Annotated in this window: 12 protein-coding genes and 1 pseudogene; 12 read left to right on the top strand and 1 reads right to left on the bottom strand. The window is 70.8% G+C overall.

Annotation, left to right across the window (positions count from 1 at the left end; genetic code table 11):
- Positions 1-19: 19 nt before the first annotated feature.
- The 5 genes from ABD374_RS30945 (at position 20) to ABD374_RS30925 (ending at position 5,035) form a co-directional block, all read left to right on the top strand.
- A complete protein-coding gene (locus ABD374_RS30945; protein WP_344499831.1) occupies positions 20-388 on the top strand; it encodes a YraN family protein in 369 nt (122 codons plus the stop codon).
- On the top strand, positions 388-2,013 hold the full coding sequence (locus tag ABD374_RS30940) for a YifB family Mg chelatase-like AAA ATPase (protein WP_344499939.1): 1,626 nt from the start codon (positions 388-390) through the stop codon (positions 2,011-2,013). The genes ABD374_RS30945 and ABD374_RS30940 overlap by 1 nt, the downstream gene beginning before the upstream one ends.
- Positions 2,010-3,278 carry a DNA-processing protein DprA gene (gene dprA, locus ABD374_RS30935; RefSeq protein ID WP_344499829.1) on the top strand — a complete coding sequence of 423 codons (1,269 nt, stop codon included), beginning with the start codon at positions 2,010-2,012 and terminating at the stop codon, positions 3,276-3,278. Before ABD374_RS30940 ends, dprA begins: the two co-directional genes overlap by 4 nt.
- Positions 3,279-3,520: 242 nt before the next feature.
- Complete coding sequence (gene whiG / locus ABD374_RS30930; RefSeq protein ID WP_344499827.1) at positions 3,521-4,357, top strand: RNA polymerase sigma factor WhiG; 837 nt, start codon at positions 3,521-3,523, stop codon at positions 4,355-4,357.
- Between the two features lie 117 nt (positions 4,358-4,474).
- Complete coding sequence (locus ABD374_RS30925; protein ID WP_344499937.1) at positions 4,475-5,035, top strand: TetR/AcrR family transcriptional regulator; 561 nt, start codon at positions 4,475-4,477, stop codon at positions 5,033-5,035.
- Positions 5,036-5,273: 238 nt separating this feature from the next.
- On the opposite strand, the pseudogene ABD374_RS30920 reads toward ABD374_RS30925, so the two are convergent.
- Positions 5,274-5,648 (bottom strand): annotated as a pseudogene (locus tag ABD374_RS30920) (peptidoglycan DD-metalloendopeptidase family protein); the annotation flags it as partial.
- Between the two features lie 326 nt (positions 5,649-5,974).
- Here ABD374_RS30920 and rpsB point away from each other — a divergent pair.
- The 7 genes from rpsB (at position 5,975) to ABD374_RS30885 (ending at position 13,035) form a co-directional block, all read left to right on the top strand.
- A complete protein-coding gene (gene rpsB / locus ABD374_RS30915) occupies positions 5,975-6,907 on the top strand; it encodes a 30S ribosomal protein S2 (RefSeq protein WP_344499825.1) in 933 nt (310 codons plus the stop codon).
- Positions 6,908-7,008: 101 nt separating this feature from the next.
- On the top strand, positions 7,009-7,845 hold the full coding sequence (tsf, locus tag ABD374_RS30910) for a translation elongation factor Ts (RefSeq protein ID WP_344499823.1): 837 nt from the start codon (positions 7,009-7,011) through the stop codon (positions 7,843-7,845).
- A 156-nt stretch (positions 7,846-8,001) separates the two neighbouring features.
- Positions 8,002-8,757, top strand: coding sequence for a UMP kinase (gene pyrH / locus ABD374_RS30905; protein ID WP_344499821.1), 756 nt, complete (start codon positions 8,002-8,004; stop codon positions 8,755-8,757).
- A 126-nt stretch (positions 8,758-8,883) separates the two neighbouring features.
- Positions 8,884-9,441, top strand: a complete 558-nt coding sequence (gene frr / locus ABD374_RS30900; protein ID WP_344499819.1) for a ribosome recycling factor — start codon at positions 8,884-8,886, stop codon at positions 9,439-9,441.
- Positions 9,441-10,439 carry a phosphatidate cytidylyltransferase gene (locus ABD374_RS30895; RefSeq protein WP_344499817.1) on the top strand — a complete coding sequence of 333 codons (999 nt, stop codon included), beginning with the start codon at positions 9,441-9,443 and terminating at the stop codon, positions 10,437-10,439. The genes frr and ABD374_RS30895 overlap by 1 nt, the downstream gene beginning before the upstream one ends.
- A 171-nt stretch (positions 10,440-10,610) precedes the next feature.
- On the top strand, positions 10,611-11,723 hold the full coding sequence (rlmN, locus tag ABD374_RS30890) for a dual-specificity RNA methyltransferase RlmN (protein WP_344499815.1): 1,113 nt from the start codon (positions 10,611-10,613) through the stop codon (positions 11,721-11,723).
- Positions 11,724-11,940: 217 nt separating this feature from the next.
- The gene (locus ABD374_RS30885; protein WP_344499813.1) at positions 11,941-13,035 is read left to right on the top strand and encodes a thiamine ABC transporter substrate-binding protein; all 1,095 of its coding nucleotides are present in this window, start codon (positions 11,941-11,943) and stop codon (positions 13,033-13,035) included.
- The last annotated feature ends 25 nt before the right edge of the window (positions 13,036-13,060 follow it).

The raw sequence follows: 13,060 nt of genomic DNA, 5'->3' as shown, positions 1-13,060 counted from the left end.
GTTCCGGAGGTGGGACCGGATGAACGCGAAGAATGCCACAGGAGCCCTCGGCCGGTACGGCGAGGATCTCGCCGCGCGCAAGCTCGTCGAGGGCGGTATGACCGTCCTGGAACGCAACTGGCGCTGCCGGGCGGGAGAGATCGACATCGTCGCCCGGGACGGCGACGCACTGGTCGTCTGCGAGGTCAAGACCCGCAGGGCCGGACCGTTCGAGCATCCCATGCAGGCCGTCAGGACCACGAAGGCGGAGCGGCTGCGCCACCTCGCCGAGCGCTGGACACACGAGCACGGAGGGCCGCCGCCGGGCGGAGTGCGTATCGACCTCGTCGGGGTGGTGCTGCCCCGGCGAGGAGCGCCCGTCGTCGAGCATGCGAGGGGGGTGGCGTGATGGGGTTCGCGCGTACGTGCTCGGTGGCCCTGGTCGGCGTCGAGGGCGTGGTGGTGGAGGTCCAGGCCGACCTGGAGCCGGGGGTGGCGGCCTTCACGCTGGTGGGGCTGCCGGACAAGAGCCTGGTCGAGAGCCGGGACCGGGTGCGGGCGGCGGTGGTCAATTCCGGCGCCGAGTGGCCGCAGAAGAAGCTCACGGTGGGGCTCAGCCCGGCCTCCGTGCCAAAGAGCGGCTCAGGGTTCGACCTGGCTGTCGCGGTCGCCGTGCTCGGGGCGGCGGAGCGTGTCGACCCCAGGGAGATCGCCGACCTGGTGGTGATCGGCGAGCTGGGGCTGGACGGCAGGGTCCGGCCGGTGCGCGGCATCCTGCCGGCCGTCCTCGCCGCGGCCGAAGCCGGGTACAGCCAGGTCGTCGTGCCGGAGCGGACGGCGGCGGAGGCCGCGCTGGTGCCGGGGGTCTCGGTCCTCGGCGTACGGAGCCTGCGCCAGCTCATCGCCGTGCTGACCGGAGCCGAGGTGCCCGAGGAGGAGCGGGCCGAGGAGGGGCGGCCCGACGCCATGTTCGCCGGGCTGATGGTGCCGGGTGCGGGGGTGGGCACCGGGCTGGCCGCCGGTGACCGTGCGGGCGGGGGTGACGGCGCCGACCTCGCGGACGTCGCGGGGCAGTACGCCGCGCGCACGGCCCTGGAGGTCGCTGCCGCCGGAGGCCACCACCTCCTGCTCCACGGGCCGCCGGGCGCCGGCAAGACGATGATGGCGGAGCGGATGCCGGCCGTCCTGCCGCCGCTGACCAGACAGGAGTCGCTGGAGGTGACCGCGGTGCACTCGGTGGCGGGGATTCTGCCGCCGGGCGAGCCACTGGTCAGGACGGCGCCGTACTGCGCCCCGCACCACTCCGCGACGATGCAGTCGCTCGTCGGCGGGGGCAACGGGCTGCCGAGGCCGGGGGCCGTTTCGCTCGCGCATCGCGGCATCCTCTTTCTGGACGAGGCGCCCGAGTTCAGCGGGCGGGCCCTGGACTCGTTGCGTCAGCCGCTGGAGTCGGGGCATGTGGTGGTGGCGCGCAGCGCGGGCGTGGTGCGGCTGCCCGCCCGCTTCCTCATGGTTCTGGCGGCCAATCCGTGTCCGTGCGGACGGCACACCCTGCACGGCTCGGGATGCGAGTGCCCACCGTCGGCGATCCGCAAGTACCAGGCGCGGCTGTCGGGGCCGCTGCTCGACCGGGTCGACCTGCGGGTCGGCGTGGAGCCGGTGCAGCGGGCCGATCTGCTGGGACAGGGCGGGCGCGGTGAGCCGACGGCGGTGGTCGCGGAGCGCGTACGGGAGGCGAGGGCACGGGCGGCGGCGCGGCTGGAAGGTACCCCGTGGAACACCAACAGCGAGGTGCCGGGGCATGAACTGCGTACGCGCTGGCAGCCCGCGCCCGGAGCCCTCGGCGCGGCCGAACGGGACATGGAACGCGGGCTGCTGACGGCCCGTGGCCTCGACCGGGTGCTGCGCGTCGCCTGGACCGTCGCCGACCTGGCGGGCTGCGACCGGCCCGACGACCGCCATGTCGGCCTGGCGCTGGAATTGCGGACCGGCATCGCGCGGGGCGCTCCCGCGCTGATCGGAGGCGCGGGATGAGCGGGACGGTGAGCGCGGGAGCGGGCGAAGACGCGGTCGAAGGGAAGGTCGAGGGCGCGGTCGGCAGCGCGGTCGACGGCTCGGGCAAGGGCCTGCCGGAGGGAGAGCGTGAGCGGGAGCGGCTGGCCAGGGCGGCGCTGACCCGCGTCATCGAGCCCGGGGACGAGACAGGCGGGCGGTGGCTGCGGGAGTGCGGCGCGGTGGAGCTGATGCGCAGGCTCACCTCGCTCGAATTCGACGAGGCCGCCGCGGCGCTGACCGGCGTGACGGGCAAGCGGCTCGGTGGTTACCGGATGCGGGCGGCGGCGGCCGACCCCGCGCGGGACCTGGCGGCGGTGGCCGCGGTCGGGGGGCGGTTCGTCTGCCCCGGCGACGAGGAGTGGCCCGGGCAGCTCGACGACCTGGGAGACGGCAGGCCGGTCGGGCTGTGGGTACGGGGACGGCCGCATCTGCGGATGTGGGCGCTGCGGTCCGTCGCCGTCGTCGGAGCCCGCGCCTGCACCTCGTACGGGGCGCACATGGCGGCCTCCCTCGGCACCGGGCTCGCGGAGCGCGGCTGGGTCGTGGTGTCCGGGGCCGCCTTCGGGGTCGACGGCGCCGCCCACCGGGGGGCGCTGGCCGCGGGCGGGGCCACCGTCGCGGTGCTGGCCTGCGGGGTCGACGTGGTCTACCCGCGCGGACACGCGGAGCTGATCGGACGCATCGCGGAACAGGGCCTGGTGATCGGTGAGTTGCCGCCCGGCAGCCATCCCACGCAGAGCCGGTTCGTCCTCAGGAACCGGGTGATCGCCGCCCTCACCAGGGGCACCGTCGTCGTGGAGGCGGAGTACCGCAGTGGCTCGCTGGTCACGGCACGCGGCGCGCAGCGGCTCGGACGCTTCACGATGGGCGTGCCGGGCCCCGCCACCAGCGGTCTCTCGGCGGGCGTGCACGAACTTCTCAGGGGCGAGGGCGTGCTGGTCACCGATGCCGCGGAAGTGGTGGAACTGATCGGGGACATCGGCGATCTCGCTCCGGCGCGCCGGGGGCCCGTACTTCCCAGGGACCTGCTGGACCCCGTCGCGGCACTGGTGCTGGAGTCGTTGCCGGCCCGTGGCTCCGTCGACGCGCACCGCGTCGCCCGGGGCGCGGGCACCACCCCCGACGACGCACTCGGCAAGCTGTACGAACTGCACTCCTTGGGGTTCGTCGAACGCCACGGTGACGGCTGGCAGTTGACGCCCGGCTCCCCGCACCGTGCGCATGTGCGGCGAGGCGGTGCTTGACCAGCGGCATTCGGGTGAAAGGGTGAGGGCGATGACCCTCTCAGCCCTCCCGGCAATCCCTCCGGGGCCGTTGTACACGGTGACGGCCCCGGGGCGGGACGTGTCCCGGGGCGTTCATCTGGAAGGGCGGCATCCCATATCCTGCGCGGACTGCGACACCTCAGTCACGCTACGCTCACGAGGGCCCCCCACTCAGACGCACGATCCCCCAGACGTCACAGCAGAACGGCTCAAGGCAACGCATGCCCCAGCACACCTCCGGGTCTGACCGCGCGGCAGTGCCACCCGCGGCGCGTGGCAGCGTGCGGCCCGCCGCACCCTCGTCGCTCGACGAGTTGTGGCGGTCGTACAAGACCACGGGCGACGAGCGGCTGCGGGAGCAGCTGATCCTGCACTACTCGCCGCTGGTGAAGTACGTCGCGGGGCGGGTGAGCGTCGGACTGCCCCCCAATGTCGAGCAGGCCGACTTCGTCTCCTCCGGAGTCTTCGGGCTCATCGACGCCATCGAGAAGTTCGACATCGAGCGGTCCATCAAGTTCGAGACGTACGCGATCACGCGGATCCGCGGCGCCATGATCGACGAGCTGCGGGCCCTGGACTGGATCCCGCGTTCGGTGCGGCAGAAGGCCAAGGCGGTCGAACGCGCGTACACGACGCTGGAGGCGCAGCTGCGCCGCACCCCCTCCGAGAGCGAAGTCGCCTCGGAGATGGGCATCGTCCTGGAAGAACTCCACGCCGTCTTCAGCCAGTTGTCGCTGGCGAACGTCGTCGCCCTGGAAGAGCTGCTGCACGCGGGGGGCGAGGGCGGCGACCGGCTGAGCCTCATGGACACGCTGGAGGACACCCACGCCGACAACCCGGTCGAGGTGGCCGAGGACCGGGAGCTGCGCCGGCTGCTGGCCCGCGCCATCAACACGCTGCCCGACCGTGAGAAGACCGTGGTCACGCTGTACTACTACGAAGGCCTCACCCTCGCCGAGATCGGCAATGTGCTGGGGGTCACCGAGAGCCGGGTCAGCCAGATCCACACCAAGTCGGTGCTCCAGCTGAGGGCGAAGCTGGCCGACGCGGGGCGTTGACGCGGTTGCTGAATCGTGCCTGCCGCACCGGCCGCGTCGTCACCGCGTCGCAGTCACGTCGTCATGGCGGCGGCTCATCCGTAGAGTGGGACCGTGCCAAGGATTCGAGCGGCCTCGGTGGCCGAGCACCGGACGATGCAGCGCGGCGCCCTGCTGGACGCCGCCCGCTCCCTGCTGTCGGAAGGCGGTACGGAGGCGCTGACCTTCCCCGCCCTCGCTGAGCGCACCGGTCTCGCCCGGTCGTCCGTGTACGAGTACTTCCGTTCGCGCGCCTCCGTCGTCGAAGAGCTGTGCGCCGTCGACTTCCCGGTCTGGGCCGCCGAGGTCGAGAGCGCCATGGAGCGGGCCGGCACCCCGGCGGGCAAGGTCGAGGCGTACGTACGCGCGCAACTGCTCCTGGTCGGCGACCGGCGCCACCGCGCCGTCGTCGCGATCTCCGCGAGCGAGCTCGACGCGGGTGCGCGCGAGAAGATCCGCGCCGCGCACGGCGGTCTGGTGACGATGATCGTCGAGGCGATCGGCGAGCTGGGACACGAGCAGCCCCGGCTGGCGGCGATGATGCTCCAGGGCGTCGTCGACGCCGCGGTCCGCCGCATCGAACTCGGTGCGGCGGAGGACCCGGACGTGATCGCGCACGCGGCTGTCGCGATGGCGCTGCACGGCGTCCGGGGCGGCTGACCGGCCCCATGGCGCGGTGCGCCCACAGCGCCGTCACGGCCAGGGCCGCCGCGGGGAAGCCGTCGGGCGTGTCCGCCGCGGCGGACACGGGCACCGGCGGCGGGCCCGTCGGCACACCGAAGACCGGCAGCAGGCGCGGCGGGCCGCGGCGGAGCAGGTGGCGCGGGAGCAGCGTCAGCGGGTCGAGATAGGTCTCGCCGCGGCGCAGGCCCCAGTGCAGACAGCCGGAGGGGCAGTGGAACGGGCCGCTCTGCAGTACGCCGACCACTTGTCCGACTCTCACCTCGTCGCCCTTGCCGACCAGCGCGTGCACCGGTTCGTACGTCGTCCGCAGCGGCGGCTCCCCCGTACCCGCCAGGGCGATGGACAGCACTCCGCGCCCGGCGACCGGGCCCGCGAAGGAGACCCGGCCCGAGGCCGCCGCCCGTACGGGCGCACCCGGCGCGGCGGCCAGATCCGCGCCGCGGTGTCCCGCCGTGTACGGCGACGGGGGCGGCTCCCAGGCCCGTACGACCACCGGGCGCCCGCCCACGGGCCAGGCCGCGCCGGGGATCGCGCCGGGGCCGGCGGCCGAGGCCCGGGCGGGGCCGCCGAAGAGCGCGACCAGGAACATCGGCACCAGAGGCGCCACCACCAGCACCAGCACAGTCATTCGTCGCATGCTGAAACCGTTACGCACCGGACCGGTCCGTGGGGATCATGACCCGGATCTGTGGACCGCCGGCCGGTTGTGGACATCACCGTCACCCGGCGCCGTGCAGGTCCCGTACACTTCTTGTGGCGATCCGGGTCACCGGGTCGACTTCGCACGCCCCGCCACCACCCACTTCGCGGTCGGTGGCCGCGCCGCTCGGTCCCTCGTGGCACGGCGCACCGGGGCGTCAGGCGCGACAGCAATCCTGCGGTCGCGGCAAACCGAGAAACCCAAGGAGTACGGCCATGGCCGTCGTCACGATGCGGGAGCTGCTGGAAAGCGGCGTCCACTTCGGTCACCAGACCCGTCGTTGGAACCCGAAGATGAAGCGCTTCATCTTCACGGAGCGCAACGGCATCTACATCATCGACCTGCTCCAGTCGCTGTCGTACATCGACCGCGCCTACGAGTTCGTCAAGCAGACCGTCGCCCACGGCGGCTCCATCATGTTCGTGGGTACGAAGAAGCAGGCGCAGGAGGCCATCGCCGAGCAGGCGACGCGCGTCGGCATGCCCTACGTCAACCAGCGTTGGCTCGGCGGCATGCTGACCAACTTCTCCACCGTCTACAAGCGCCTTCAGCGTCTGAAGGAGCTTGAGCAGATCGACTTCGAGGACGTGGCCGCGTCCGGCCTCACCAAGAAGGAGCTCCTGGTCCTCTCCCGCGAGAAGGCCAAGCTGGAGAAGACCCTCGGTGGTATCCGCGAGATGTCCAAGGTGCCCAGCGCCGTCTGGATCGTGGACACCAAGAAGGAGCACATCGCCGTCGGTGAGGCGCGCAAGCTCCACATCCCGGTCGTCGCGATCCTCGACACCAACTGCGACCCCGACGAGGTCGACTACAAGATCCCGGGCAACGACGACGCGATCCGCTCCGTCACCCTGCTCACCCGCGTGATCGCCGACGCCGTCGCCGAGGGCCTCATCGCCCGTTCCGGCGCCGCCACCGGCGACTCCAAGCCGGGCGAGAAGGCCGCCGGCGAGCCGCTCGCCGAGTGGGAGCGCGACCTGCTCGAGGGCGACAAGAAGGCTGACGAGGCCGCTCCGGCCGCCGACGCCGACGCCCCGGCTGCCGCCGACGCCGAGGCCCCGGCTGCCGCCGAGGCCGAGGAGAAGTCCGCCGACGCCGAGAAGGCCGACGAGGCTGCCGCTCCGGCCGCCGAGGCCGAGCAGGCCTGACACCCGTCACGGTCGATGACGGCGGGGGAGGGCGCGACGAGCGCCCGCCCCCGCCGCCACCCGTAGATCTTCGCTCCGACTTCGAGAGAGATTCACAAATCATGGCGAACTACACCGCCGCGGACGTCAAGAAGCTCCGTGAGCTCACCGGCGCCGGCATGATGGACTGCAAGAAGGCGCTCGACGAGGCCGACGGCAACGTCGACAAGGCCGTCGAGGCCCTCCGTATCAAGGGCCAGAAGGGCGTCGCCAAGCGCGAGGGCCGTTCTGCCGAGAACGGTGCCGTCGTTTCCCTCATCTCCGAGGACAAGACCTCCGGCGTCCTGCTCGAGCTGAAGTGCGAGACGGACTTCGTCGCCAAGGGTGACAAGTTCCAGGCCGTCGCCAACGCGCTCGCCGCCCACGTCGCCAAGACGTCCCCGGCCGACCTCCAGGCGCTGCTCGCGTCCGAGATCGAGTCCGGCAAGACCGTCCAGGCGTACGTCGACGAGGCCAACGCCAACCTCGGCGAGAAGATCGTCCTGGACCGCTTCGCGCAGTTCAACGGCGCCTACGTGACCTCGTACATGCACCGCACCATGCCCGACCTGCCGCCGCAGATCGGTGTCCTGGTCGAGCTGGACAAGGAAGACGCCGAGCTCGCCCGCGGCATCGCCCAGCACATCGCCGCCTTCGCGCCGAAGTACCTCGACCGCGACGAGGTCCCGGCCGAGGTCGTCGAGGCCGAGCGCCGCGTCGCCGAGGAGACCACGCGCGCCGAGGGCAAGCCCGAGGCCGCCCTCCCGAAGATCGTCGAGGGTCGCGTGAACGGCTTCTTCAAGGAGGCCACGCTTCTCGGCCAGCCGTACGCGCTGGACAACAAGAAGTCCGTCCAGAAGGTTCTGGACGAGGCCGGCGTCACGCTGAAGCGCTTCTCGCGCATCAAGGTCGGCATCTGAGTCCGTACGACGACTGACTGACGACCCGGTTAGGGTTTGACCAGTCGACCGCGTACGTACGGGCGACCGCAGATCTGACGAGGAGGCCATTGCCGCGCACGGGACTCAGTACCCCACCGGCAATGGCCTCCTTCGTATGTGCACTAGGAGCTCTCCATGACAAGTACCCAGAAGAGCGAAGACGGCAAAATGACCGGCCGTTTCATGCTGAAGCTGTCCGGCGAGGCGTTCGCCGGTGGCGGCGCCCTGGGTGTGGACCCCGACGTGGTGCACGCCATCGCCCGGGAGATCGCCGCTGTCGTACGTGACGGTGCCGAGATCGCGGTCGTCATCGGCGGCGGCAACTTCTTCCGTGGCGCCGAGCTCCAGCAGCGCGGCATGGACCGGGCCCGCTCCGACTACATGGGCATGCTCGGTACGGTCATGAACTGCCTCGCCCTCCAGGACTTCCTGGAGAAGGAGGGCATCGACTCCCGCGTCCAGACCGCCATCACCATGGGCCAGGTCGCGGAGCCGTACATTCCGCTGCGCGCCGTACGCCACCTGGAGAAGGGCCGCGTCGTCATCTTCGGCGCCGGCATGGGCATGCCGTACTTCTCCACGGACACCACCGCTGCGCAGCGCGCCCTGGAGATCGACGCCGAGGCCCTGCTCATGGGCAAGAACGGCGTGGACGGTGTCTACGACTCCGACCCCAAGAAGAACCCCGACGCGGTGAAGTTCGACGCGCTCGAGTACGGCGAGGTGCTCTCCCGCGACCTAAAGGTCGCCGACGCCACGGCCATCACCCTCTGCCGCGACAACGCGCTCCCGATCCTTGTCTTCGAACTGCTCGCCGAAGGCAATATCGCGCGCGCCGTCAAGGGTGAGAAGATCGGCACCCTCGTGAGTGCGCAGGGCACCCGGAACTGACCGGGTGGCCCCTGTGAGGGGATGGACAAAGCCCTGCCGGTCGGACACCGTGCAGGAGCAAGACGCGGGTTACTCCGGGCCTGAGTGCTGAGTGCCGGGCCCACTCAAGACATGCAGGAGCAAGTGGTGATCGAAGAAATCCTCCTCGAGGCCGAGGAAAAAATGGAGAAGGCCGTCGTGGTGGCCAAGGAGGACTTCGCCGCGATCCGCACCGGCCGTGCGCACCCGGCGATGTTCAACAAGATCGTGGCCGACTACTACGGCGCGCTGACGCCGATCAACCAGCTGGCCTCGTTCTCGGTGCCCGAGGCGCGGATGGCCGTCGTGACGCCGTTCGACAAGAGCGCGCTGCGCAACATCGAGCAGGCGATCCGCGACTCCGACCTGGGCGTCAACCCCAGCAACGACGGCAACATCATCCGGGTGACGTTCCCCGAGCTGACGCAGGACCGCCGCAAGGAGTACATCAAGGTCGCCAAGACCAAGGCCGAGGACTCCAAGATCTCGATCCGCTCCGTCCGCCGCAAGGCCAAGGAGACCCTCGACAAGCTCGTCAAGGACAAGGAGTCCGGCGAGGACGAGGTCCGCCGTGCGGAGAAGGAGCTCGACGACACCACCGCGAAGTACGTCACGCAGGTGGACGAGCTGCTCAAGCACAAGGAAGCCGAGCTGCTCGAGGTCTGATGAACGACTCTTCCTGGAGGGCCCCGGCGCGAGGTGAATACGCCGACGCGTGGGGTCCCTCCGACCAGGGGCCCGCACCGGCGGGTCCCGCCCACGATGCGCATCGGGCCGAGCAGACTCGCCCCATGCCCATCGTCCCGCCCGAGGAGCCCATGCCCACCCCGCCGACACCCCCGCAGAAGAAGCGTGCGGGGCGTGATCTGCGTGCTGCCATAGGGGTGGGCGTGGGACTCGGCGCGGTGATCGCCGCGTCGCTGTTCATCTGGAAAGCCGCCTTCATCGGCGTGATAGCGGTTGCCGTGGTGGTCGGGCTGTGGGAGCTGACCTCGCGGCTGGAAGAGCGCAAGCAGATCAGGGCCCCGCTGGTGCCGCTCGCGGTCGGCGGCGCGGCGATGGTCGTGGCGGGGTACGTCAGGGGCGCGGAGGGCACGTGGGTCGCCGTGGCGTTCACCACGCTCGCGGTGCTCGTCTGGCGGATGACGGAGTCGCCCGACGGTTACCTCAGGGACGTCACCGCGGGTGTCTTCGCGGTGTTCTACGTGCCGTTCCTGGCGACGTTCGTCGCGATGATGCTGGCGGCCGACGACGGCGTGCAGCGGGTGCTCACCTTCCTGCTGCTGACCGTGGTCAGCGACACCGGGGCGTACGCCGTGGGCTGGCGCTTCGGGAAGCGCAAGCTCGCACCGCGCATCAGTCCCGGGAAGACCCGGGAGGGGTTGGGCGGCGCGTTCGTCTTCGCGATGGCGGCGGGCGCGCTGTGCATGGAGTTCCTGGTGCACGGCGGGACGTGGTGGCAGGGGCTGCTGCTGGGTCTCGTGGTGGCCGCGAGCGCGACGCTCGGCGACCTCGGCGAGTCCATGATCAAGAGGGATCTCGGGATCAAGGACATGGGGACGCTGCTGCCGGGCCACGGCGGCATCATGGACCGGCTGGATTCGCTGCTGCCGACGGCTCCGGTGGTCTGGCTGCTGCTGGTGATCTTCGTAGGTTCCGGTTGATTTAATCCGGTTACCCTGGAGGGGCGCGTCGCCGCGAGCGACGCGCCCCTTTTCGACCCCGCAGCCCGCGGGGGTGATCCTGTGAGGTCTCCTGGCGCCGGCATCGCCTTGCCGCCCGCTCCGCGACAGCGGAGATCCGCCCGGCCTCGTCGTACTGAGGAGTTACCACCCATGGCACCCCCCACACCGGGAGAACTGACCTTCGTCGCGCCGCGCGGAGCCAAGAAGCCCCCGCTCCACCTCGCCGACCTCACGCCCGCCGAGCGCCGCGAGGCCGTGGCGGCGATCGGCGAGAAGCCGTTCCGCGCCAAGCAGCTGTCGCAGCACTACTTCGCGCGGTACGCGCACGACCCGGCCGAGTGGACCGACATCCCCGCCGGCTCGCGCGACAAGCTCCGGGCGGAGCTGCTGCCCGAGCTGATGACCGTGCTGCGCCACATCAGCTGCGACGACGACACCACGCGCAAGACCCTGTGGAAGATGCACGACGGGACGCTCGTCGAGTCCGTCCTGATGCGCTACCCGGACCGGGTCACCATGTGCATCTCGTCGCAGGCCGGGTGCGGCATGAACTGCCCGTTCTGCGCGACCGGACAGGCCGGACTCGACCGCAACCTGTCGACCGCCGAGATCGTGCACCAGATCGTGGACGGCATGCGCGCGCTGCGCGACGGCGAGGTTCCCGGCGGCCCCGCGCGGCTGTCCAACATCGTCTTCATGGGCATGGGCGAGCCGCTCGCCAATTACAAGAGGGTCGTCGGCGCGATCCGCCGTCTGACCGACCCGGAGCCGGACGGCCTCGGGCTGTCGCAGCGCGGCATCACCGTGTCGACCGTGGGTCTGGTGCCGGCGATGCTGCGCTTCGCCGACGAGGGCTTCAAGTGCCGCCTCGCCGTCTCGCTGCACGCGCCCGACGACGAGCTGCGCGACACCCTCGTGCCGGTCAACACGCGCTGGAAGGTCCGGGAGGTGCTGGACGCGGCGTGGGAGTACGCCGAGAAGTCCGGCCGCCGCATCTCCGTCGAGTACGCCCTGATCCGCGACATCAACGACCAGGCGTGGCGCGGCGACCTGCTGGGCCGCCTCCTCAAGGGCAAGCGGGTGCACGTCAACCTGATCCCGCTCAACCCGACCCCGGGCTCGAAGTGGACCGCCTCCCGTCCCGAGGACGAGAAGGCGTTCGTCGAGGCGATCGCGGCCCACGGCGTGCCCGTGACCGTACGGGACACCCGTGGCCAGGAGATCGACGGAGCGTGCGGACAGCTGGCGGCCACCGAGCGGTAGGCCGCCGGGAAGGCCCGTGTACGGTGGGCCGCACATCTTCATATTCCGACAGGGGAGCGCCACAGCGCTGAGAGTGCGGCACGCCGCAGACCCTCTGAACCTTGCCCAGGTCATTCTGGGTAGGAAGTTCGGTCACTACTCGAGCTGTTGCGCCCTGCCCGTTTTCCGCGGGCAGGGCCGCGTCTCTTCCTGGATGTCCCATCCCAGGAGGAATTCAGTGCACACCACCAAGAAGCTCGCGGCCACCGCCGTGGCCGCGGCGCTCGGCGTCTCGACGCTCGCCGCGTGCGGGGGCAAGGACGACTCCGGGTCCGGCAGCGGGCAGCGGAAGTCCAAGACCGTGACGCTGGTCAGCCACGACTCGTTCAACGCCTCCGACGCCGTGCTGAAGGCGTTCACCGAGGAGACCGGCTACACCGTCAAGGTCCTCAAGAGCGGGGACGCGGGCGCCGCGCTCAACCAGGAGATCCTGACCAAGGGCTCCCCGCGCGGCGACGTCTTCTTCGGCGTCGACAACACGCTGCTCTCGCGGGCCCTGGACAACGGCATCTTCACGCCGTACGAGGCCGAGGGGATCGGCGAGGTGCCCGCCGAGCTCCGGCTCGACCGCGACAAGCACCGCGTCACGCCCGTCGACACCGGCGACATCTGCGTCAACTACGACAAGAAGTACTTCGCCGACAAGAAGCTCGCGCCGCCGAAGACCTTCGACGACCTGGTCGAGCCGGCGTACAAGAACCTCCTCGTCACCGAGAACGCCGCGACCTCCTCGCCCGGCCTCGGCTTCCTGCTCGGCACGGTCGGGGAGTACGGCGACGACGGCTGGCAGGACTACTGGAAGAAGCTCAAGGACAACGGCGTCAAGGTCGTGGACGGCTGGGAGCAGGCGTACAACGAGGAGTTCTCCGGCTCCGCGGGCGGCAGGAAGGCCAAGGCGGACCGGCCCCTCGTCGTCTCGTACGCCTCCAGCCCGCCCGTCGAGGTGCTGTACGCGAAGCCGCGGCCCGAGGAGGCGCCGACCGGTGTCGCGACCGGCACCTGCTTCCGGCAGACCGAGTTCGCGGGGCTGCTGACGGGGGCGAAGAACGAGGAGGGCGGCAAGGCGCTCATCGACTTCCTCATCGGGAAGAAGTTCCAGGAGGACATGCCGCTGAACATGTTCGTGAACCCGGTGGTCGAGGACGCGAAGCTGCCGGAGCTGTTCACGGAGCACGGCGCGGTCGTCGACACCCCGCAGACCGTGGACCCGGAGAAGATCGCCGACCACCGTGAGCAGTGGGTCAAGTCGTGGTCCTCGCTCGTCCTGAAGTAACCGGGAAGGTGCGCGGGAGCGCGGT

The organism is Streptomyces enissocaesilis (assembly GCF_039533765.1).
Lineage (GTDB): Bacteria > Actinomycetota > Actinomycetes > Streptomycetales > Streptomycetaceae > Streptomyces > Streptomyces enissocaesilis.
Note: the sequence above shows the minus strand (reverse complement) of the source record. Positions and strands in the feature narration are given on the sequence as shown.